The sequence below is a fragment of the Marinobacter sp. genome (assembly GCF_048269445.1).
GTDB lineage: Bacteria > Pseudomonadota > Gammaproteobacteria > Pseudomonadales > Oleiphilaceae > Marinobacter.
In genome coordinates, this window is the sequence record NZ_JBLXIQ010000004.1 from 498,018 (window position 1) to 519,225 (window position 21,208).

Annotated in this window: 19 protein-coding genes; 10 read left to right on the forward strand and 9 right to left on the reverse strand. The window is 56.1% G+C overall.

Annotated elements, in window-relative coordinates; all coding sequences use genetic code 11:
* Positions 1 to 42: 42 nt before the first annotated feature.
* From ACN0XM_RS11320 to ACN0XM_RS11335, 4 genes are all read right to left on the reverse strand, one after another.
* On the reverse strand, positions 43 to 1,371 hold the full coding sequence (locus ACN0XM_RS11320) for a TRAP transporter large permease (protein WP_417567030.1): 1,329 nt from the start codon (positions 1,369 to 1,371) through the stop codon (positions 43 to 45).
* Positions 1,372 to 1,394: 23 nt separating this feature from the next.
* Entirely contained in the window at positions 1,395 to 1,910 is a 516-nt protein-coding gene (locus ACN0XM_RS11325) for a TRAP transporter small permease (protein ID WP_417567031.1), read from the reverse strand.
* A 4-nt stretch (positions 1,911 to 1,914) separates the two neighbouring features.
* The gene (locus tag ACN0XM_RS11330; RefSeq protein WP_417567032.1) at positions 1,915 to 2,952 is read right to left on the reverse strand and encodes a TRAP transporter substrate-binding protein; all 1,038 of its coding nucleotides are present in this window, start codon (positions 2,950 to 2,952) and stop codon (positions 1,915 to 1,917) included.
* A 123-nt stretch (positions 2,953 to 3,075) separates the two neighbouring features.
* Positions 3,076 to 3,462, reverse strand: a complete 387-nt coding sequence (locus ACN0XM_RS11335) for a 5-carboxymethyl-2-hydroxymuconate Delta-isomerase (protein WP_417567033.1) — start codon at positions 3,460 to 3,462, stop codon at positions 3,076 to 3,078.
* A gap of 310 nt (positions 3,463 to 3,772) precedes the next feature.
* On the opposite strand from ACN0XM_RS11335, the gene hpaH reads away from it, so the two are divergent.
* From hpaH to ACN0XM_RS11385, 10 genes are all read left to right on the forward strand, one after another.
* Positions 3,773 to 4,576: a 2-oxo-hept-4-ene-1,7-dioate hydratase gene (hpaH, locus tag ACN0XM_RS11340; protein WP_417567034.1), complete on the forward strand. Its 804-nt coding sequence runs from the start codon at positions 3,773 to 3,775 to the stop codon at positions 4,574 to 4,576.
* A 24-nt stretch (positions 4,577 to 4,600) separates the two neighbouring features.
* Entirely contained in the window at positions 4,601 to 5,407 is an 807-nt protein-coding gene (gene hpaI, locus ACN0XM_RS11345; RefSeq protein ID WP_417567035.1) for a 4-hydroxy-2-oxoheptanedioate aldolase, read from the forward strand.
* Between the two features lie 32 nt (positions 5,408 to 5,439).
* Entirely contained in the window at positions 5,440 to 6,108 is a 669-nt protein-coding gene (locus ACN0XM_RS11350; RefSeq protein ID WP_417567036.1) for a fumarylacetoacetate hydrolase family protein, read from the forward strand.
* A 3-nt stretch (positions 6,109 to 6,111) separates the two neighbouring features.
* A complete protein-coding gene (locus ACN0XM_RS11355) occupies positions 6,112 to 6,894 on the forward strand; it encodes a fumarylacetoacetate hydrolase family protein (RefSeq protein ID WP_417567037.1) in 783 nt (260 codons plus the stop codon).
* Between the two features lie 18 nt (positions 6,895 to 6,912).
* Positions 6,913 to 8,448 (forward strand): 5-carboxymethyl-2-hydroxymuconate semialdehyde dehydrogenase, encoded by a 1,536-nt coding sequence (gene hpaE / locus ACN0XM_RS11360; protein ID WP_417567038.1) that lies wholly within the window; start codon positions 6,913 to 6,915, stop codon positions 8,446 to 8,448.
* Positions 8,449 to 8,531: 83 nt separating this feature from the next.
* Positions 8,532 to 9,440, forward strand: a complete 909-nt coding sequence (gene hpaA / locus ACN0XM_RS11365; protein WP_417567039.1) for a 4-hydroxyphenylacetate catabolism regulatory protein HpaA — start codon at positions 8,532 to 8,534, stop codon at positions 9,438 to 9,440.
* A gap of 73 nt (positions 9,441 to 9,513) precedes the next feature.
* Positions 9,514 to 9,957: a homoprotocatechuate degradation operon regulator HpaR gene (hpaR, locus tag ACN0XM_RS11370; protein ID WP_417567040.1), complete on the forward strand. Its 444-nt coding sequence runs from the start codon at positions 9,514 to 9,516 to the stop codon at positions 9,955 to 9,957.
* Between the two features lie 133 nt (positions 9,958 to 10,090).
* Positions 10,091 to 11,323 carry a multidrug effflux MFS transporter gene (locus ACN0XM_RS11375; protein ID WP_417567041.1) on the forward strand — a complete coding sequence of 411 codons (1,233 nt, stop codon included), beginning with the start codon at positions 10,091 to 10,093 and terminating at the stop codon, positions 11,321 to 11,323.
* Between the two features lie 144 nt (positions 11,324 to 11,467).
* Complete coding sequence (gene hpaD / locus ACN0XM_RS11380) at positions 11,468 to 12,394, forward strand: 3,4-dihydroxyphenylacetate 2,3-dioxygenase (RefSeq protein WP_417567042.1); 927 nt, start codon at positions 11,468 to 11,470, stop codon at positions 12,392 to 12,394.
* A gap of 59 nt (positions 12,395 to 12,453) precedes the next feature.
* Positions 12,454 to 14,355: an FAD-binding monooxygenase gene (locus ACN0XM_RS11385; RefSeq protein ID WP_417567043.1), complete on the forward strand. Its 1,902-nt coding sequence runs from the start codon at positions 12,454 to 12,456 to the stop codon at positions 14,353 to 14,355.
* Between the two features lie 76 nt (positions 14,356 to 14,431).
* Here the strand turns inward: ACN0XM_RS11385 and ACN0XM_RS11390 are convergent, their stop codons facing one another.
* The 5 genes from ACN0XM_RS11390 to ACN0XM_RS11410 form a co-directional block, all read right to left on the reverse strand.
* Positions 14,432 to 15,178 carry a sulfite exporter TauE/SafE family protein gene (locus tag ACN0XM_RS11390; protein ID WP_417567044.1) on the reverse strand — a complete coding sequence of 249 codons (747 nt, stop codon included), beginning with the start codon at positions 15,176 to 15,178 and terminating at the stop codon, positions 14,432 to 14,434.
* A complete protein-coding gene (locus ACN0XM_RS11395; protein ID WP_417567045.1) occupies positions 15,175 to 17,307 on the reverse strand; it encodes a TRAP transporter permease in 2,133 nt (710 codons plus the stop codon). The genes ACN0XM_RS11390 and ACN0XM_RS11395 overlap by 4 nt, the downstream gene beginning before the upstream one ends.
* 32 nt (positions 17,308 to 17,339) lie before the next feature.
* Positions 17,340 to 18,347 (reverse strand): TAXI family TRAP transporter solute-binding subunit, encoded by a 1,008-nt coding sequence (locus tag ACN0XM_RS11400; protein ID WP_417567046.1) that lies wholly within the window; start codon positions 18,345 to 18,347, stop codon positions 17,340 to 17,342.
* Positions 18,348 to 18,593: 246 nt separating this feature from the next.
* Positions 18,594 to 20,084 carry a sodium/proline symporter PutP gene (gene putP, locus ACN0XM_RS11405; RefSeq protein WP_417567047.1) on the reverse strand — a complete coding sequence of 497 codons (1,491 nt, stop codon included), beginning with the start codon at positions 20,082 to 20,084 and terminating at the stop codon, positions 18,594 to 18,596.
* Positions 20,085 to 20,388: 304 nt separating this feature from the next.
* Positions 20,389 to 21,168, reverse strand: coding sequence for an AraC family transcriptional regulator (locus ACN0XM_RS11410; protein WP_417567048.1), 780 nt, complete (start codon positions 21,166 to 21,168; stop codon positions 20,389 to 20,391).
* Positions 21,169 to 21,208: the final 40 nt, after the last annotated feature.

Here is a 21,208-nt window from a genome sequence, read left to right on the forward strand (position 1 = left end):
TTCTTCTCCTCTATCCATCCGGGACAGGTATGGCTGTACCGCTCAGTGGTACAGCAGCTCCGGCAAAAACAGTGCTATCTGAGCAATGAACACAATCAGTGCCAAACGCACAATATCGGCACACCAGAACGGAGTAACACCCTTGAAGATAGTGCCCGTTTTGACATCTCTCAAAACGGCACTGAGCACAAAGACGTTCATACCCACGGGCGGCGTGATCAGACTGATCTCAGTCACGACAACGACAACTATGCCGAACCACACCAGATCGAAGCCCATACTCGCCACCAGCGGATAAAATACCGGCACTGTCAACAGGATCATCGACAGGCTCTCAAACACCATCCCAAGCACAATGTAGATACCCAAGATTGCCAGAATCACGACAATCGGCGCCACATCCAGCACAGTCACGAACCCCAGCAGCATGTCAGGAAGCCCGGCCCGGTTAATAAAGTCCGAGAAAATCAGCGCCCCTATCACCACGGCAAACAGCATTGCAGAAGTACGCGCTGTATCCGCCAGTGTTTCGAATAGCGTGGACCAAGTGAGGCTGCGTCGGGCGAGGGCAATCAGAAAAGCGCCACCGGCACCAATGCCCGCCGCTTCCGTCGGCGTGAAGACACCCAGATAGATACCGCCCATGACGACAGTAAACAACAGCAATACGCCCCAAACTCCTTTCAGCGCGCGCAAACGTTCCGGCCATTGGGCTTTCTCACCTGCGGGTCCGGCGCTGGGGTCACGCCAAACCACATAACGGACCGCGACCATATACATGACCATGCCGAGGATGCCCGGAATGAAACCGGCGGCGAACAGCTCACGGATCGAGGACTCGGTCAGCAGACCGTAAATTATCAGAATCACGCTCGGCGGAATCAGGATGCCCAGAGTGCCGCCAGCAGCTATAGAAGCGGTGGCCAAAGAGTCGGCATAACCGTATTTGCGCATCGGTGGCATGGCCACCTTGCCCATGGTCGCGGACGTTGCCAGACTGGAGCCACAGATCGCCGAGAAACCACCACAGGCTACCACCGTTGCCATTGACAGTCCGCCTTTGCGATGACCGAGAAAGGCATTGGAAACATGGTAAAGTTCCTGGGCCAGGCCCGAACGGGTCACCAGGTTACCCATCAGCACGAACAACGGAATTACCGACAGGCCATAATTCTGGACCGTATCGATCACCCGGTTCGACGCCATCGACAGGGCGCCCCGCCAGCGGAAATCCATGAAGTTGTTCAGGTCCAGCCCCATCAGAAAAGCGAAGCCAAAGAAACCGACCAGACCCATGGCAAAGGCAATCGGCACCCTCAGAACCAAAATCATGAAAAGGAGAACGGCAAAGCCGGTCAGCACGACGGTCATAGAATTTTCCGTAACTGATTGGTTTATTTTTTAGGAGTGAACAGGATGCGATAAACGCCGAGCGTTATCACCGCTGCGGCGGTCAACCAACTCATAATGGCGATGTACTCGGCCATATAACCACTGGGCAGGCCAAGAAATTCCGTCACAACACCACGCCGGATCGACCTCTCGCCAAGCTCAAAGATACGTACCGCAAGGAAGTACATCGAAGAGGAAATAATCAGGGCCGAAACCAGTCCAAGAACCTTCAACACCGTTTGCCCCAGCACATTGTCCAGCAGATCCACTACGATATGCCCGCCCCGATAAGTGATAACCGGCATCGCCGCGAATACCATCAGGGCAAGACCGAGTCTGGTGAGCTCTGTGGCCCCGGGAACGGGACTGTTGAAAAGATAGCGACCGGCCACGTCCAGGCAGGTAGTCAACATAAGCAGGAAGAGAACTGACGCTGCTACAACCTCCAGAAGGAAGACCAGCCACTTGGCTGGCCCCTTCTCCCTATAATGCCTGTTAACCCATTTAGCGAGAGACATGCATTTACTCCTGGTGCTCACGCTCATACTCACGGGCAACGGTCCGCAGCTCTTTTAGCGCTTGCCCGGCCTTCGGGGCACGATCAGACACGCTCTGGATCCACTGTTCATCCATGCCCTGAATCAGCTTCTGGAAGTCCTGCGCCATCTGATCGCCTTCCTTAACCCGGATGATGTTGACACCAGCTTCCTCCGCAGCCTTCAGGCCCTCGTCATCAATACGATCCCAGGCGCGTCCGGCCAGGGCGGACAGTTTTTCACCCGATACGCTCATGATCGCCTCGCGATCCTTGGGGTCCAGCTTTTCCAGGAAGTATGGATCGATGAACATGGAAAAACTGCCGAGGTACATGCCTCCAGGGAGCATGGTGACGTTGGGCGCCACCTCCTTGAGGCGCAGGGTCTTCTGCTCGCCCATGGGGAGGAAGGCACCATCGATCACCCCCTGCTGCATCATTTGATAGACTTTTGGGGCTGGCGCTGAAACCGGAGTCACGTCCATTCGCTTGCCAAGCTCGGTCTGGACGCCACCGCCAATGCGAATCTTCTTGTCCTTGATCTGGTCGAAGGACGTGATTGGCTCAATGGACTGGATATAGCCCGGACCGTGGGTAAACATGCCCAGGAGGGTCAGGCCTTCAAACTCGCCGGAGTCCATGAAGTACTTGTTATACACCCGCCAGAGTGCCACGGAACCCGCCTCGGCTCCTACACCAAGGCCCGGCAATTCCACGATCTGGGGCAACTTGAAACGGCCCGGAACGTAACCGTGGTAACTGAATCCGGCGTTGACGACACCGTCCTCTACCAGCTGGAACATGGTTTTCGGGTGGCCCAGATCGTTTTCGATTTCAACCTTAACCCGTCCTTCCGTTGCCTCTTCGACCCATTTGGCCCATGTCGGCCAGACTACGGCGTTTTGTGGGTTGGTCGGCGGCAACCAGGTCCCGACGTGCAACGTCGTGGCGGCGAAAGCACTGCCGGATATCGCCAGCCCCAATGAAAGGATGGCGGCTTTGGTAAAGAGCTTTGTTGTTGTCATAACGGCCTATCTCCTGATTATTTTGTAGTTATCGCTTGCATTGCCGCGGCCCGGGGAGCCCTCACGAACGTTCCAGATGTTGCCACTGCTGGCCTCATGGCATTCGCCCGCTTCGGACTCCCCTCAGGTATCCGCGAACAGTGGATGAATGTTGTTCTTGTTGAATTTGAGAACGGGATCCAGCTCCGTCATCTCGAATGAAATCTGGCAGTAGCTGGTATCAGTGACCGGCTTCATCCAATCGCACAGAATGTCGAACACCCGCCTGGCGACTTCCTTTTTCAGCACCATATCCCGGCCATGGCCAATTTTCAGAGTCAGGTTGAGGAAGGAGAAATCTTCCCTGCCATCTGCGACCCGGAAGTCGTCGCAACGAATAGCACGACTACGAACGCCACCAATGGGGAAAGCCCCGGTAGAGACAACGTATTCGTGTAAACGTGAGAACAGCGACTGGAATTCCAGACGGTCGTGCAGGTTTCCTGAATACTCGACGATGAAATGAGGCATAGGATGAGTCCCGGATAGTAGGTTCATCGTTGTTACTGGACATCCCCGGCAACATCTGCAACACAGGGACTACCCAGAATCTAATTAACATATTAAGTTTTGTCAAATCGGCTCCGAAAATGAAATCAGGCCGGGAAATCGGCGTCCAGCAACCTAAACCGGACTCTTGACTTAGTTAATATGTTAACTAAAATATCAGAATCATCGGCAGGACCCAGCGCTCGTTCCGGTCTCTGGACTCGAGCTACTGCAACCCGTGACGGACCACCGCCCGTTCATCCATCCGACAACAAAAAGGTGCATTACACGCATGTTGACGAAAGATCAGATCGAAACGGCTGCTGACCGCCTATACCAGGCTGAGACCAACCGCAAACAGATCCCGGCCCTCACGCTTGAGCATCCGGACATGACTATGGAAGAGGCCTATGCCATCCAGAAGGCCTGGGTAGACAGGAAGGTGGCCGAAGGCCGAAAGGTAATGGGCTACAAGATTGGCCTGACCTCTCGTGCGATGCAGATGTCCTCCAATATTGATGAGCCGGACTATGGCGTTTTGCTTGATGACATGCTGTTCGAAGACGGCGCCACCATCAAGGCATCCGACTTCCTTGATCCTCGCATAGAGGTCGAACTGGCCTTTGTGCTGAAAAAGCCACTGTTCGGCGATAACGTCACGATTTTCGATGTGATCAACGCAACCGACTACATCATCCCGTCACTCGAGCTGATCGCGGCCCGCTGCCTGCGCACCGATCCGGAAACCGGCTACACACGCAAGGTCTACGACACTATTTCGGATAATGCCGCCAACGCTGGCATCGTTATGGGGGGCCGCCCCATTCGCCCGATGGACATCGACCTGCGCTGGGCCGGCTGCATGCTGTACCTGAACGGCCAGATCGAAGAAACCGGCCTGGCCGGTGGCGTTCTGGGAAATCCCCTCAAAGGCATAACCTGGGTCTGCAAGCGCTTCGCGCCTCACGATGTTGGCCTCGAACCGGGTCAGGTCATACTGTCCGGCTCGTTCACCCGCCCCGTTCCGGTAAAGGCCGGCGATACTGTGCATGCAGATTTCGGCTCTCTGGGTGGCGTCACCCTGAACTTCGAATAACCAGGCCGCACAGAGGGAACAAACATGGAACTACCCAAAAACCGGTTCAAACAGGGCTTGGCCACCGGGGAAACCCAATATGGGCTCTGGCTGGGCCTGCCGGACAACAGCGCGGCCGAAATCGCAGCCGTCGCCGGCTTTGATTGGCTGCTGATCGATGGAGAGCATGCTCCGTTCGACTTGCGCACCATCATGTCTCATCTTCAGGTGATGGCACCCTACGACGTCGCCCCTATCGTACGCTGTGTTGAAGGCAATACCGCATTGATCAAGCAACTGTTGGATATCGGTGTACAGACGCTGCTGGTACCAATGGTAGAAGACGCCGAGCAAGCGAAACAGTTGGTTCAGGCGGTTCGTTATCCGCCGGACGGCATTCGCGGCCTGGGCACCTCGCTGGCTCGCGCGGCCCGCTGGAATCAGATACCAGGCTACCTGAAGAAGGCCAATGACGAGATCTGCCTGATCGTACAGGTGGAAACCGCCAGTGCCATGGAACACCTCGATGAAATTCTCGCCATTGAAGGTGTCGACGGCGTTTTCATAGGACCATCCGACCTGTCCGCATCCATGGGCTTCATAGGCGACGCAGGCAATCGGGAGGTGGTAGACGCCGTCAACCAGGGCCTCAGCAGGATACGTGCTGCGGGCAAATATGCCGGTCTGCTCTGCCTCGACCCATCCCTGGCGGAAAGCTACGTCCGGCAAGGAGCCGATTTCGTCGGTGTGGGCGTCGACACTATGATCCTAGCCAATGAAACCCGAAAGCTGGCGCAGCGCTTCAAACAAGGCGCCCCGGTTCAAGACGACAAGCCTCAGGCCGGCTATTGATCAATCGCGACCACCACAAGAAAAGGTTAATCATGACAGCAAACACCCTGGTTCACAGCAAGCTGGTCTGCGTCGCACTGAACGACAAATCCCAGTTGACTGCTCTGGAGGGGATCTTCAGCGAAGCCCCCTACAACAAACCACCAACCCACCCGGTGCTGTATTACAAGCCTCGCAACACCTGGAATGTTGATGGCGCTGAGGTGGAATGGCCCAAGGATTTCGACGGCAAAGAGGTTCCAGCCATGGCAGTTGGCGCCAGCCTGGGCGTGGTCATTGGCCACGAAGCCTGCCGCGTCAGTCAGGCGGAAGCGCTGGATTATGTCCGTGGCTACACCATCGTCAGCGATTTTTCGCTGCCGGAGGAAAACTACTTCCGTCCCGACATCAAGGGCAAATGCCGGGACACTTCCGCGCCGGTTGGCCCGGAGATTGTCCCGGCCGACACCATCGCCAACCCGGATGCGCTCACGGTCACCATCCGCATAAACGGCGAACAGAAGAGCACATTTGCACTGGCTGACATGGAGCGCAGCGTTGCCGAGCTGATCAGCACGATCTCTTGGATTATGACCGTGCAACCGGGTGAGGTCATCGCCGTCGGCTTTGCCGGTGACCGTGTTCCAGTCAACAGGGGTGACAGAGTGGAAGCAACCATTGAGGGTATCGGCACCCTGACCAACACACTGGGAGGTGCCTGAGCCATGAGACACGCACGTATCATTTTTGAAGGCCGCGAGCTGGATATCGACATTGACGCCAGCGATCGCATTACTACCACCGACGGCCAGGAGCTGAACGTGGCTCTGGATTCTGCCGACATCACCTGGCTCCCGCCGGTAAAGGAGCCGGGCACCATCTTCGCACTGGGTCTGAACTACGCCGACCACGCCACCGAGCTGGCGTTCGAACCTCCCAAGGAACCGCTGGTATTCATCAAGCATGCCAACACCCTTACTGGGCACAAACAGGTCAGCTACCGCCCCGACAACATCAAGTTCCAGCATTACGAGTGCGAACTGGTGGCGGTGATCGGCAAATCCGGCAAGAACATCAGGCGCGAAGATGCGATGGACTTCGTCGCCGGCTACACAGTATGCAACGACTTCGCTATCCGCGACTATCTGGAGAACTATTACCGCCCCAACCTGCGGGTAAAGAGTCGAGATTCCCTGTTGCCAATGGGACCGTGGATTGTCGACCGGGAGGACGTGAAAGACGCCAGCAACCTGCGTCTGACCACCAAGGTCAACGGCAAGATCACCCAGGACGGCTCCACCAGGGATATGATCTTCGACGTTCCCTTTCTGGTCGAGTACCTGAGCAAGATCATGACCCTGAACCCGGGTGACATGATCGCCACCGGCACCCCGCATGGTGTGGTCGACATGCAACCTGGCGACACCGTCGTCTGCACTATTGAAAACATCTGCTCACTGGAGACACGCATCGTCTCCGAAAAAGAGTACTACGGTGATAAATACTGAGCCTTCAGGAGAATGATCATGAGCGATACTAAAGCGACCAACCTGGAACGTGCCCAGCGCTACCTGGAACGTTTCAGGAACCACACCACCGGCCACTACATCAACGGTGAGTTCACGCTTGGCAATGGCGGCAAGGAATACGACAACATCACGCCCACCGACAACACATCCATCGGCAAGATCATGGCCGGTTCCACCGACGATATGGATGCCGCCTGCAAGGCCGCCGAAAATGCCTTTGAAGCCTGGGCCGCTACACCGGGCGCCGAACGCAAGCGGCTGCTGAACAAATTCGCCGACCGACTTGTAGAGCGTGCCGACGAAATCGCCCTGGTCGAATCCATGGACTGCGGCCAGGCGATCCGTTTCATGAAAAAGGCAGCCGAACGCGGTGCTGCCAACTTCCGATTCTTCGCTGACAAGGCGCCGGAAGCCCAGGACGGTCTCGCCCTCCAGCAGCAGGAACACACTAATTTTACCGTACGCAACGCGATTGGCCCGGTGGGCATCATCACGCCCTGGAATACGCCGTTCATGCTGTCTACCTGGAAGATCGCTCCGGCCCTGGCGGCAGGCTGTACCGTTGTCCACAAGCCGGCTGAGTTGACGCCCCTGAGTGCCTACATCCTGGCAGAGATCGCCGATGAAGTTCTGCCGAAGGGAGTCTGGAACATGGTCAACGGCTTCGGCGAGAGCGTTGGCAAGCGAATGACCGAACACCCGGCAATCAAGGCCGTGGCCCTGGTAGGAGAGTCCGCCACTGGCTCCCATGTTATGCGTCAGGGTGCCGACACCCTCAAGCGCATGCATTTCGAACTGGGAGGAAAGAACCCGGTCATCGTGTTTGACGACGCCCACTTCGATCGAGCGCTGGACGCAGTTGTGTTCATGATCTACAGCCTCAACGGCCAGCGCTGTACCTCGTCCAGCCGTTTGCTGATCCAGAGTGGCATTCGTGACAAGTTCATGGCCGCACTGGAGCAGCGGGTTCGCAACCTGAAGGTCGGTCACCCGCTGGACCCGAACACCGAAGTCGGCCCCCTGGTACACAAAGAACACTACGACAAAGTCCTGAGCTATTTCGATATCGCTAGTGAAGATGGAGCCAACATCGCCGTCGGCGGCAAGCGCATCACCGAGGCGAACGGCGATCTGGACCCGGCCGGCAACTACCTGGAGCCGACTCTGTTCACCGACGCAACCAGCAAGATGCGCATCGCGCAGGAAGAGATTTTTGGACCGGTACTGACCACGATTACCTTTGATACCGAAGAAGAAGCTATCGCGATCGCCAACGATACGGAATACGGTCTGTCCGGCTACATCTGGACCGAAAACACCGGTCGGGCCATGCGCATGGCCCGACACGTCGAAGCTGGCATGCTTTGGGTGAACTCCGAGAACAACCGCAACCTGCCGTCTCCGTTCGGGGGCACCAAGATGTCCGGTATCGGCCGTGACGGCGGTGACTGGAGCTTCGACTTCTACATGGAAACCAAGAACGTCTGCATCGCGCACGGCACTCATCGTGTGCCGCAGCTTGGCAAGGGCTGAATGCGGAGCCCTGGCCAAACCAACCGAACCCCGTGTCGATTCACGGGGCTCTGGTTCCGTAAAGCTTTTGCGATATTCGCCCCATGAGCGACGCCAATGATACCGAATGGATTCCCAACATCATCCTGGGACAGGACTACGACAGGCGCTATCTTGATGCGCCTATTCATTATGATGTGCTGGAAAACCTGGCCGCTTTCTATGGCCGCGACATGCCGGTGCACCGCCACGCTCAATATGTTCAGATCCACTATGTCGATCATGGCACGATCGATTTTCTTATTGACCACAAAGTCTATGAAGTCATTGGGCCCAGCTGTTTCTATACGCCAGCGTCCACTCCCCATTCGTTCCGCACCGATCCCGGCGCCCGCGGGCACGTTCTGACGATTCATCAGTCCCTGGTATGGCAACTGATGCAAGACAATGCCAGTCCCGAAATCAATACCAGCCTCACTCAGGCAATCTGTCTGGAGCACGACCGGCTTCCTGACGAACAGAAAGCCCTGTGGAGGCGGCTCGCCCGCGTCCTGGAAGATATCCAGCTGGAATGGTCCGGGAATCAGGCAGCAAAGGACCTGGCGCTGATGAGCCTGGTGCGGCTGTTACTGGTCAACCTGGCCAGGCTCTCTTCCAAACGGTCGGCCAGCAGAACCGTCAATAATGAGAACCTGCGACTGTTCCATCGTTTCACCGAAATGATTGAGGAACACTACCAGGAGCAGTGGCATCTGCCCCGCTACACCGCGGAAATGGCGATTTCAGAAAGCCGGTTGAACCAGACCTGTCAGCGGATTGCCAACAGGCCCCCGAAGAAGCTGATTCACGACAGAGTGATTCAGGAAAGCAAGCGGCTGCTCATCTTCAGCAATTTTTCCAGCAACGAGATCTGCTACCAGCTTGGCTTCTCCGATCCTGCCTACTTCTCACGCTTCTTCAAGAAGCACACCGGTATGACCACCCAGCAATTCCGCAAGCAGACGGGATACTAGACATTCCTTAACACATTAATAAAATAGCCTATTACTCCTTTTGGCAACGACTAGCCGAATTCCCAGAGACCGGATGACTAAGGTTACCTATTTCATGCGCAAGTTTGATGACTCGCTTCCCCTCCGGCTACTCAAGGCCCGCGAGGCCGCCATGGGCTTTTTCCGCCCCCTGCTCCAGGAAATCCCACTTACCGAACAGCAGTGGCGTGTCATCCGGGCGCTCAATGAATTCGAGGAACTGGAATCGAAGCAGCTGGCGGAACTGTGCTGTATTCTCAGCCCGAGCCTCACCGGAATCATAAACCGGCTTGAACAGCTGGGTTACATCAACCGCCGCAAGTCAACGGAGGATCAGCGCCGAACTCTGATCAGCCTGACCGACAAGGCCAAGGAAATGTTCGCGACTATGAGTCCTCGCCTTGAGGCACGCTACCAGGAAATGACGGAGCGTTTCTCCCAAGAGGACATGGAAAAGCTGGAGGATTTGCTGATCAAGTTCTGTGATGTGAAGCCCTGAAGGCTCTTCCTCCGCCACCGATCTCCAGACATGAAGGCGTTGACATTAGATAATATATTAACTAAATTATTATTTAATATGTTAACTAAATCAGGGCGGCCGGACACGTTCGCCCTCTGAGACAGTGTCGAAAATGATTGCTGATAACCCGGTGCGTACACCGTCCATCGCCCTGATGACGCTGATTGCAATGGCGAGTCCTCTGGCACTCAACCTGTTCGTGCCAGCCATGCCGGACGCGGCCCGGGAGCTGCAGACCGATGTAAGCGTGATTCAGCTGACCTTTACGGCTTACCTGTTCACGCTGGCATTCGGCCAGTTATTGTCCGGCCCGCTGGCCGACCACTTCGGCCGTCGCCCGATCCTGCTCGGGGGACTGGTCTTCCACACACTCGGGAGCCTGCTGGCTGCACTTGCACCCGATGTAATGCTCCTGATCGCCGGCCGCGTACTGCAAGCACTCGGTGGCAGTGCCGCTATGGTAATGGCACGCACGATTATCATCGACATCTATGGTCGCGAGGGAGCCTCCGCCCGAATGGGTTATGTCGTCATGGCAATTGCTTCTGCCCAGACAATCGCCCCGACAGTCGGCGGCTTTCTGAACCTCTGGGCGGGATGGAATTCCATTTTCTATGTTTCCCTGGGCATGGGCGGCGTCGCGCTACTTGTCGCCACGCTGAAGTTGCCGGAAACCTGCCGTGTGAGAAGCGAAAGTCTGCGGTTGGGGCCGGTCATCCAGCGTTACGCCAGTGTCTTCAACTCGGGGGGGTATATTGGCTATGCACTCTCCACCACCTGCATCGCCGCGGCATTCTATATCTTCGTTGGCACCGCACCCTATATCGTCGACGGCCTCGGTGGTAACTCCGCGCTGTTTGGCTCCTGGTTCCTGGCTGTTTCGCTGGCATTTATGGCAGGCAGTTTCTTGTCGACCCGGTTGGCCATGCACGCCAGTATCGATCAGGTGCTGTGGTTAGGTAATGTGCTCTCGCTGACCGGCGCGCTGACACTGCTGGGCTTCACGCTTGGTAATACTCTGACCTATGCCACGCTGTTTCTTCCGATGGCGCTGGTAACTTTCGGCCGCGGATTGAGCCAACCCAATGCCCAGTCCGCTGCGATCAGCTGTTCGCCAACATCCGCAGCCACCGCCTCTGGACTGATGGGGTTCATCCAACTGTTGGCGGGCGCCATGATTGCCCAGCTGATGCCGTTGCTGCTGGGCGAAGGCGTGCTACCGATTGCCGCTTGCATCTTCCTGGCAACTGTGGCTGCTCTCGGTGCCCACTATTACGCGATAAGTCGCCATCGCAGCCCGGAAGCAGCGCTTGAGGTAGGAAAAACCGAAAAATGCAATTTTTAAGGTGAATACTGCATTTCCTGTTACGGAGGAGCCGAGAATAATTGAGTTACAGAAGCTGGAACCAAGCGCTGTCACTCAATATCAACAGAATGACACTGTTTAACCCGATGCACCCGAAGCTTTCAACAACAAAAGGAAACTGTCATGGGAAAACTCGCGCTTGCCGCTAAAATCACGCATGTACCATCCATGTATCTATCCGAGCTGGACGGTCCGCAGAAGGGCTTTCGCCAAGCGGCCATTGACGGTCATATCGAGATCGGCCGCCGCTGCCGTGAGCTGGGCGTGGACACCATTGTCGTATTCGATACCCACTGGCTGGTGAACGCCAACTACCACATCAATTGTGGCGCCCACTTCAAAGGGAATTATACCAGTGGTGAACTGCCCCACTTCATCTCCAATATGAAGTTTGAATATGACGGGAACCCTGAGCTGGGCAAACTCCTGGCCGCCGAATGCAATGCTCAGGGCGTGGAAACACTGGCCCACGACAAGACCACCCTCGATCCTGAGTACGGCACTCTGGTGCCGATGCGCTATATGAACGAAGACCGCCATTTCAAAGTGATCTCGGTCTCCGCGCTGTGTACCGTGCACTACCTGAATGACAGTGCCCGTCTGGGCTGGGCAATGCGCAAGGCAATCGAAGAGCACTACGATGGCACCGTGGCCATTTTTGCCAGCGGCTCCCTGTCTCATCGCTTTGCCCAAAACGGTCAGGCTCCGAAGTTCGCCACCAGGACCTGGTCACCATTCCTGGAACGCCTGGATCACGATGTGGTTCGGATGTGGGAAAACGGCGAGTGGCAAGACTTCTGCGAAATGCTACCCGAATACGCCGTAAAAGGTCACGGTGAAGGCTTTATGCACGACACCGCCATGCTGCTGGGCGCACTGGGCTGGTCGGAGTATGACCAGAAAGCGGAAGTACTGACACCTTACTTCGGCAGCTCAGGGACTGGCCAGATTAACGCCGTATTCCCGGTATCTCAAGTCAGCGGCGACAAGGTTCCTGCTCCGCAGGCCTCAGTCACCGAGTCTTTTATTCCCGGTTCAAGCCGGATCTGACGGTAAACCGGTCTCAGTATTAGCCGGCCGGACCCAGAAAACAAAAAGGAGAAGTAACAATGCAGTTTCACCATCACGGCTACGTATCCAGCGACCCGAGAATCGAGGAGGCGTCCGGTACGGGTATTGATCGTCCCGAAACGCTGCCGGATCTTGTGGATGTTCTTATCGTCGGCAGCGGGCCAGCTGGCATGATTGCCGCCGCTCAGTTGGCGAAGTTCCCGAACATCACTACCCGTATCGTCGAGAGGCGCTCCGGACGACTGGAAATCGGCCAGGCCGACGGGATTCAGGCACGCAGTGTAGAGACATTCCAGGCGTTCGGTTTTGCCGAAGGAATCACCTCCGAGGCCTACCGTATTACCGAGATGGCCTTTTGGGCCCCAGACGCCGATAATCCGTCGCACATTACCCGTTCCTCGGTGGCGCAGGATGACCCCACCGGTGAAATCAGCGAGTTTCCCCATATAATCGTCAACCAGGCCAGGGTTCTCGATTACTTCGCCGAGTTCGCAAGAAACGCTCCTGCCCGGCTGGCCGTCGACCACGGTCTGGAATTCGTGGGGCTGGCGATTCACGATGGCGAGGACTACCCCGTCGAAGTAACATTGCGCCATACCGCGGGCGATAAAGAAGGCCAGGAGTGCACGGTGAAAGCCAAATACGTCGTCGGTTGCGATGGAGCGCACAGTCGCGTTCGTGAATCGATTGGCCGCAAGCATATCGGCGCGGTCTCGAATCATGCCTGGGGTGTCATGGATGTGCTGGCCAGCACGGACTTCCCGGACATTCGCACCAAGTGTGCCATTCAGTCATCAACCGGTGGCAGTATTTTGCACATTCCCCGGGAAGGCGGTCACCTGTTCCGGATGTACGTCGACCTCGGTGAAGTCGCCAAGGATGATAACCACCAGGTACGCCAGACTACCCTGGAAACCACCATCGCCAAGGCCAACCAGATCCTGCACCCGTATACCCTGGAAGTGAAACACTGTGCCTGGTACACCGTCTATGAGGTTGGCCACCGAGTCACCGACAAATTCGATGACGTCCCCCCCGGCGAAGAGGGCTCCCGGAGTCCGCGGGTCTTCATCACCGGTGACGCCTGCCACACCCATAGCGCCAAAGCTGGTCAGGGCATGAATGTGTCCATGCAGGACGGTTGGAACATCGCCTGGAAGTTGGGCCATGTACTTTCCGGCATCGCGCCCGAATCTCTGCTCGATACCTATTCGAGTGAGCGTCAGGTTGTCGCGCAGAACCTGATTGATTTTGATCGGGAATGGTCGACCTTGATGGCCAAGCCCGCCGAGGAGTTTGACGATCCACAAGAACTGGCGGATTTTTATGTCAAAACCGCTGAATTCCCGGCGGGCTTCATGACCGAGTACCAGACGTCGATGATCACTGGCACAACAGAACACCAGAACCTGGCCACCGGCTTCCCGGTTGGCAAGCGATTCAAATCGGAGCGGGTAATTCGGGTTTGTGATGGCAATGATGTCCACCTGGGTCACCATGCCACCGCTGACGGTCGTTGGCGGATTTACGCCTTCGCCGATAGCGCCCGCCCAGGGGAGGACTCCCGTTTGTCCGCTTGGGCGGAGTGGCTATTCAGCTCACCCGACTCACCGGTTGTGAAGTACACTCCGGAGGACTCTGACCTTGACAGCCTCTTCGACGTAAAGGTGATCTACCAACAACCCCATGGCGAGGTCGAATTCGGCCCGAAAATCCCCGCCATTTTCGCGCCGAAGGTGGGGCCCTTCCAAGTAACTGACTATGAAAAAGTCTACTCCATCGACCCGGAGGTCCACATTTTCGAAACGCGCGGTATCGACAGAGACGGGGCCGTTATCGTCGTTCGACCTGACCATTATGTTTCGCAGGTGCTCTCATTGAGTGACGTTGATGAGCTTGCCAGTTTCTTTGACGGGACCCTGCACCGCCGTTCCCGGTGATGATAGGCATTGAATGGTATAGCAAAACGGTGAAGCTGGGCCAGTTTGGTCCAGCTTCACCGGGCCGGGCTGTAAACTAGTAAGCGATAAGCCGGACCAGAATAGCCGCCACCATCACCAGGGTGATCCACTTGACCCACTGCGCACCCTTTTCGCTCAGATTGACCCGCACCGCAATGAAAGCACCGGTGATATTGCCAAGCGCCAGCGTCAGCCCCATGCCCCATCGAACTTGATCACTGATCGCAAAGATCACCAGAGCCGGCAAGGTATAGAGCAGCACAATAGCGACCTTGAAGACGTTTACCTGGCGCAGATCAATCCTCAACATGCGGTACAGGACCACCAGGAACAGCGCACCGACACCGACCTGGATGAAGCCACCATAGACACCGATCAGGAACATGGCCAGGTAGATTACCGGACCAAGCCGTTCCGGCGTCAGCGGACGGGTGTCCAGTTTCGGCTGTGGCAGCAGCATGAAGATGGATGCGCCGATCATGGCGACCACAAGCACGAACTCGAAAACCGCGTCGGCAACCCAGGTCGCCACCCATGCTCCCAACAGCGAGCCCAGCACCGCCGGCACCGCCAGATGCAGACTCACCACCAGGTTGCCATGCCCCATTCGATGAAAGCTACCTACCGCCGTGATGCTCTGGAGGGTAATGGCAACCCGGTTTGTGCCGTTTGCCACCTGGGGTGGCAAACCGAGAAACATGAGCAGCGGCAGGGTCAGCATTGACCCGCCGGCAGACAATACGTTGATGAATCCGGCAAGACCACCTAGAGCAAGGAGGGCCAGAACCTCTACAACTGTCATAAATCCGCCCGGGCAGTCTGAACCAATGCCGACGAAGCTTTGCCTCGACGAGCGCTCCAGACCAGAACCGCCACAAAGATGACCAAGCCGGCGCCATCGAGCAGAATCTGGCCGTGGGGCCAGAGCATGAGCGCACCGATCGGGAACATCACCAAGCGGACCAACAGAGGGAGTTGATGTTCAAGGTAGCCCTCAAGGCCTGCGATGATGGCGTAGATGCCAAAGAGAGCAAAGCAGAACACCCGGACCATTTCGGTAAAATCCCCGGTGATCAGCGGCGAATAGGCAAACAGCAGCGGCACGATGTAGAGCCCTTTGGCCAGCTTCCAGGCGGTAAATCCGGTACGCATCTGCGGGGTTCCGGCAATCGCTGCTGCTGCGAACGCGGTCAGGCATACCGGCGGTGTCACGTTGGAATCCTGAGACAGCCAGAAAATGATCATGTGCGCTGCTACCAACACCATCGACAAGGTAGCGGGAGACAGCGCCTGCTCCAGCAACTGGGTGCTGAAGGTGTCTGGCACCACTGCCAGAAGTTGCTGGGCAGTAGCGAGGTCCATGGGAGCGTTCAGCAAAGCCATTTTATCCGGGGCTGCCAGCATGAAGATGGCTTTCGCCTGCTCCGGCAGATTGCCGTTCATCAGCAGTTCCAGTAACTGACTCTGGGCAATCAGGCTATAGATTGCAGGCGCTGACAAAGTCGCCAGTACGATGTAGGCGGCTGTGACCGGCAAGCCCATACCCAGGATCAGTGATGCCAGGGCCACCAGCAAAATGGTGATCACCAGGCTGCCACCGGCCCATTCGGTAATCATCAGAGAGAAGGTATTACCTATGCCGGTGGTAGAGACAACCATCACAATCAGGCCAACGGTGATCAGGAGAATCGCCGTCGTGGTTATGTTCCTGGCTCCCATGACCAGTGCGTCCAGGATGTCCCTGACGCCCATCGGGTGCCTGGACAGCCGTGAGGCAACAATAACCGACAGAATGGCGATACCGGCGGCGTAGGTGGGCGTGTACCCGTAAATGAGAGCGGCGATCAAAACGACCAGGGGCAACAAAAAGTGCCAGCCGTCTTTCATGACGTCTTTCAGGGAGGGCGCCTCTTCGTCTTCCAATTTCACCGCGTGACTGCGCTTGGCCTCAATCCGGACGAACATGCCGACCGAAATGAAGTACAGCAGAGCGGGCAACGCTGCCACACCGATAATGGTCAGGTAGGACACCTGAGTGTACGACGCCATAATAAACGCCCCCGCCCCCATCACCGGAGGCATCAGCTGCCCCCCGGTGGATGCCGCCGCCTCAACGCCAGCAGCAAAACGGGCCGGAAAGCCTGCCTTGCGCATCAGCGGGATGGTGATCACCCCGGTCGACACCGTATTCGCCACGCTGGAACCGGAAACCGACCCCATCAACCCGGATGCGAAGACAGCCACGAAGCCCGGACCACCAACAAACCGGCCGGCGGCGCAGCGGGCCAGCTCAATAATAAAGTCACCTGCGCCGGACTTGACCAGAAAGGCACCGAACAGGATAAACATGAACACGTAAGTCCAGGAAATCCGGGCGATCGAGCCAAGCATGCCCTGCCCCCCGAGATAGGAGCGGAACAGTACCGTTTCCCAGGACAGACCAGGGAAATTGAAGATGCCATCGATATACTGGCCCCACCAGGCCACATAGGACAGGGCGACCATACACAGCAGTGGGATGAACCAACCCACAGTCCTGCGGGCAAACTCCAGAATCAGAGCCACAGCGGCGATGGAGACGATCCAGTCCGCTGTATTGAAATTAACCCCGCGCTGGTAAAGATCATCCTCAAACAGAATGAGATAAAAGGCGCAGGCCAAGGCGACCAGGCCAAGCACCACATCCACACCAAGAACAAGGCGCTGGCCGGTGGCCGACCTGGCCTTCAGCATGGGTGTGGTCAAGGTGCAGATCAGACCGAACAGGCCAAAGTGCAACGCCGATGTCCACAACTCAGAAAGTGTGGACAGGGTATTGAAATACAGGTGGATCAACGAAGCGCCAATGGCAAGCCAGAAAATCACCGGCCCGATCAGCCGGTGATCCAGTCTTTCAGCTGCTTCACTAACGCTTTCGTCGCGAACCTCCACCGGAGATCCGCTCGTTTTCCCCTCCGCCACGGTTACTTGGCGATCAGTCGATCAGGAATTGTCAGCCCCTGTTCCTGATAAAACCGTGCTGCGCCCGGATGCAGCGGCATGGGTAGCCCGGCAATGGCTTTTTCCAACGCCATCGCCTTGGTAGCAGGATGGATATTGTTCAGGAACGGCAGGTTGGCGTAGATGGTTTTCGTGATCTGGTAAACGTCCTCCTCGGAAACGTCTGCCCGTACCGCAAGGATGTTGGGCTGGGCAATCGTTTCAATTGCCTCGTCCTGATTCGGGTAGGTACCCGCCGGGATGGTGTACGGAGTCCACAGCTCGAAATCACTGTTCACCTCGGCCAGCTGTTCGGCGGTGAACTTTAGGGTGGTAATCTCGCTACCCATGTTGGCATAGGCTCGGGTAACGGCGGATGCCGGGACACCGGCCGGGATGTTCATGCCATCAATGTTGCCGTTCTGAAGCGCATCTGCACTGGGGCCATAGCCGAGATAGGCCAGGTCAATCTTTTCAAGATCAATACCCACATTGCCCAGGATAAAACGCCCGGATCCCTCAGTGCCGGAGTTCCGGGCTCCGATGGAAAAGCTTTCGTCGTAAAGATTGGTCATATCGGCAATGGTGCCGGTTTCCGCCAATTCTTTCGAAACCACAAAGTGTTCAACGTTTTGCCAGAGCATGGACACCGAGCGGAGGTTCTTGTAGGCCTTAGGAACCGGACCGGTACCGTTCCAGGCGTATGCGCCATAAAGCCCCTGGAGAATACCAAACTGTATCTGATCCTCGTCCATCAGTTTGAGATTCTCGCCGGAACCGGCCGAACTGATGGCAGACACGGAAATATTGGTCTTGGGCTCCAGCTTTACCTTGATCAGTGTGGAAAGGGCAACGCCCACGGGGTAATAGGTGCCCCCGGTTGTCGCGGTTCCCATCACGTAGTTGCCTTCCGCCTGCACCCCGGAAGAAAAAGAAAAGATGGCGGCTGCGAGCACGCCCACGGAGGATTTCAAAAATCGGTTCTTGGTCATAACCCTATGTCCTTTCGTCATTTTTATTGTCCGCAACTGAGATGTAACCATACTAAGGTAGCGGTTTGAACAGGGATCTACCAGTTCATGCAGCCAATTCTAGACCTTGGTATTAGTCTCAATCTGCTCCGCTGATCATTGAAACTCCAAATGCAACAAACCCCCGCCGGTGGGCGAGGGTTTGTTAGCAGTAACAGGGCTCCTTTCGGAACGCTGTCGTTTTTGTTGGCGCTCTACGCCTTTGGATTAACGGGTGATGTGTTGGTACTCATTAGCATCGGAAGTAGCGAGACTCACCACCATGATAGCGATCCAGGAAGCAATGAATCCAGGAATGATCTCGTATACGCCCGGACCACCCATGAACTCTCCGTTCCAGCCCAGAGAGATCCAGATCATAACGGTGGCGGCACCCACAACCATACCCGCGATGGCACCAGCGCCGTTCGCGCGCGGCCACATCAGCGACAGGATAATCAGGGGGCCAAACGCCGCACCAAAGCCTGCCCATGCATTACTAACCAGAGCCAGAACCTGTGAGTTCGGGTCAGACGCAATTACAGCTGCAACCAGACCAACCAGTACAACACAAATCCGGCCAACAAATACGCACTCCTTGTCGGCGGCTTCCTTACGCAGGAACAGGCGATAGAAGTCTTCAGTCAGTGACGATGAAGACACCAGAAGCTGACTGGAAATGGTGCTCATCACGGCTGCAAGCAGGGCCGCATAGAGGAAACCAGTGATCAGCGGATGGAATAGCAGGTTCGACAGAATGATGAAGATGGTTTCGGGATCTTCTACATCCAATCCATTGCGAATTGCATAAGCCCGGCCGAACACACCAAGAGAGATTGCGCCAATCAGGGAGATAGTCATCCAGCCCATACCAATGTTACGAGCGATAGGCACATCTTTCAGAGTACGGATTGCCATAAACCGCACGATGATGTGGGGCTGACCGAAATAACCCAGGCCCCAGGTAACCGCAGACAGCCAACCTATAAAGGTCAGCCCCTCTGTCCACGACAGCAGCGCGGGATCAACTTCATTCAGGGTCTGGGAGGCCTGGGCGTAGCCGCCGCCGCCTTCACCAAAGAGTACAACCGCCGGCATGATCACCAGCGCCAGCATCATGATGCAACCCTGCACAAAATCCGTCATGCTCACGGCCAGGAAGCCACCAACAACGGTGTAAGCCAATACAACACCCAGCGTGATAACGATACCCACTGCGTAGTCGCTCAAACCACCGAAATTGAAGATTCCGGCAAACGCGCTTTCAAACAGCTTGCCGCCAGCTACCAGGCCGGACGCCGTGTAAACCGCAAAGAAGATAACGATAACGATGGCCGACACCGTGCGCAGTGAAAGCGCCTGTGTCGGAAACCGGTTAGCCAGAAAAGACGGAATGGTTATCGCATTGCCGTAGTGAACTGTCTGTTCACGAAGACGTGGCGCCACCAGCGTCCAGTTAAAGAACGCCCCCACCAGCAGGCCGATACCAATCCAGGCCGAACCCAGGCCCGACGCAAACAGAGCCCCGGGTAACCCCAGAAGCAACCAGCCACTCATGTCCGAAGCGCCGGCCGAAAGCGCGGCCACCTTTGGACTGAGCGCTCGCCCACCCAACATGTAATCTTCAGATGAAGACGTAGCTCTGCGCATCGCATAAACGCCGATGGCGATCATGAGCGCAAAATAAAGAAATAGACTTATCCAGACACCAATAGCCATAAGGCTCCTCCGGTTTAATGAGTCGGATTAGATCCGCTCGCGAAGCACAGAGCCGACCGAACGCCGGCGTGCTGTACCGTTCTTCTTGTACACCCGAATCCCATCCTGATTGGAGCAAGGCAATACACTGAGAAGGCACTCCATAAATATAGTTAACCATCCAGGGTTTGCGACAGCTGCCTTGAGCAATTGCGCCAGACGGGCCTCCAGCTGCTGTAAGTTAGTATTACTACGGATCCAAGGCTTACGAAATCCTACGATTCTTTTACAGAATCCTACGGTACTATCCTAAACACGGGCCATGTCAGGCCACTTCCTCTCGGAATTGCAATCTGGAAGGTGTCGTACCCTTATACTTTCGCAAAGCATTGGTCAGTGCGCTCTGGGAAGAAAAGCCGGTTCGATAACTGATTTCGGACACCGAGAGAGAGGTGGAGGCCAACAAGTCAGCCGCCTGCTCCAGGCGGGTCCGCAACAGAAACTGGTGGGGTGTAATGCCAGCCGCTTCCTTGAAGACCTCATGGAACCGGCTGACACTCAGGCAGGCTTCTCCAGCCATGTCTTCAACCGTAATCTTGCGGTGGAGATTTTTGAGGATATAACGCCGAACGGCTTCAGGGCTGATGTTGTATCGATTCGGGAATCTGGCATGCCGGTCATTGATCCGGTCAGCCATGCAGTAAAGAATACTTGCTGCCAGATGCTGTTGAAGGGTGATGTTGTCTGGTGCGCGATCAAACTCGCCAGCAGCAAACTGGACCAGCCCCTGAAGGCGGCTATCCATCTGCAGGGTTCGCGGCTTTTCAAACACCCGCATCATCCGTTCGTAATCAGCATGAGCTGGTGTATTGATCGCCGGAGTCAGCGGGTCAAGATTAATGACCAGGACATGATTCTTATCATCACCACAATAATCATGTCTGGCCTCAGTCGGAACGAAACAGGCCTTCCAAGTGTCGAGATGAGACCCAGCCCCATCGACGCTCAGTTCAGCTTCTCCCCGCACACCGACAACAATCTGATGATGTTCATGTTTGTGCTGATGAGCGGCTATCGGAAGTTTCAGAAGTTTCGTATTGAGCATTAAAACTGCCGGCTTTTAATTGAGAATGTGCATCAATTAA

What these genes read in the sequence shown, in the direction of transcription:
- ACN0XM_RS11320 (WP_417567030.1), bottom strand. Translation starts at nt 1,371, where the DNA reads ATGACCGTCGTGCTGACCGGCTTTGCCGTTCTCCTTTTCATGATTTTG.
- ACN0XM_RS11325 (WP_417567031.1), bottom strand. Translation starts at nt 1,910, where the DNA reads ATGTCTCTCGCTAAATGGGTTAACAGGCATTATAGGGAGAAGGGGCCA.
- ACN0XM_RS11330 (WP_417567032.1), bottom strand. Translation starts at nt 2,952, where the DNA reads ATGACAACAACAAAGCTCTTTACCAAAGCCGCCATCCTTTCATTGGGG.
- ACN0XM_RS11335 (WP_417567033.1), bottom strand. Translation starts at nt 3,462, where the DNA reads ATGCCTCATTTCATCGTCGAGTATTCAGGAAACCTGCACGACCGTCTG.
- hpaH (WP_417567034.1), top strand. Translation starts at nt 3,773, where the DNA reads ATGTTGACGAAAGATCAGATCGAAACGGCTGCTGACCGCCTATACCAG.
- hpaI (WP_417567035.1), top strand. Translation starts at nt 4,601, where the DNA reads ATGGAACTACCCAAAAACCGGTTCAAACAGGGCTTGGCCACCGGGGAA.
- ACN0XM_RS11350 (WP_417567036.1), top strand. Translation starts at nt 5,440, where the DNA reads ATGACAGCAAACACCCTGGTTCACAGCAAGCTGGTCTGCGTCGCACTG.
- ACN0XM_RS11355 (WP_417567037.1), top strand. Translation starts at nt 6,112, where the DNA reads ATGAGACACGCACGTATCATTTTTGAAGGCCGCGAGCTGGATATCGAC.
- hpaE (WP_417567038.1), top strand. Translation starts at nt 6,913, where the DNA reads ATGAGCGATACTAAAGCGACCAACCTGGAACGTGCCCAGCGCTACCTG.
- hpaA (WP_417567039.1), top strand. Translation starts at nt 8,532, where the DNA reads ATGAGCGACGCCAATGATACCGAATGGATTCCCAACATCATCCTGGGA.
- hpaR (WP_417567040.1), top strand. Translation starts at nt 9,514, where the DNA reads ATGACTAAGGTTACCTATTTCATGCGCAAGTTTGATGACTCGCTTCCC.
- ACN0XM_RS11375 (WP_417567041.1), top strand. Translation starts at nt 10,091, where the DNA reads ATGATTGCTGATAACCCGGTGCGTACACCGTCCATCGCCCTGATGACG.
- hpaD (WP_417567042.1), top strand. Translation starts at nt 11,468, where the DNA reads ATGGGAAAACTCGCGCTTGCCGCTAAAATCACGCATGTACCATCCATG.
- ACN0XM_RS11385 (WP_417567043.1), top strand. Translation starts at nt 12,454, where the DNA reads ATGCAGTTTCACCATCACGGCTACGTATCCAGCGACCCGAGAATCGAG.
- ACN0XM_RS11390 (WP_417567044.1), bottom strand. Translation starts at nt 15,178, where the DNA reads ATGACAGTTGTAGAGGTTCTGGCCCTCCTTGCTCTAGGTGGTCTTGCC.
- ACN0XM_RS11400 (WP_417567046.1), bottom strand. Translation starts at nt 18,347, where the DNA reads ATGACCAAGAACCGATTTTTGAAATCCTCCGTGGGCGTGCTCGCAGCC.
- putP (WP_417567047.1), bottom strand. Translation starts at nt 20,084, where the DNA reads ATGGCTATTGGTGTCTGGATAAGTCTATTTCTTTATTTTGCGCTCATG.
- ACN0XM_RS11410 (WP_417567048.1), bottom strand. Translation starts at nt 21,168, where the DNA reads ATGCTCAATACGAAACTTCTGAAACTTCCGATAGCCGCTCATCAGCAC.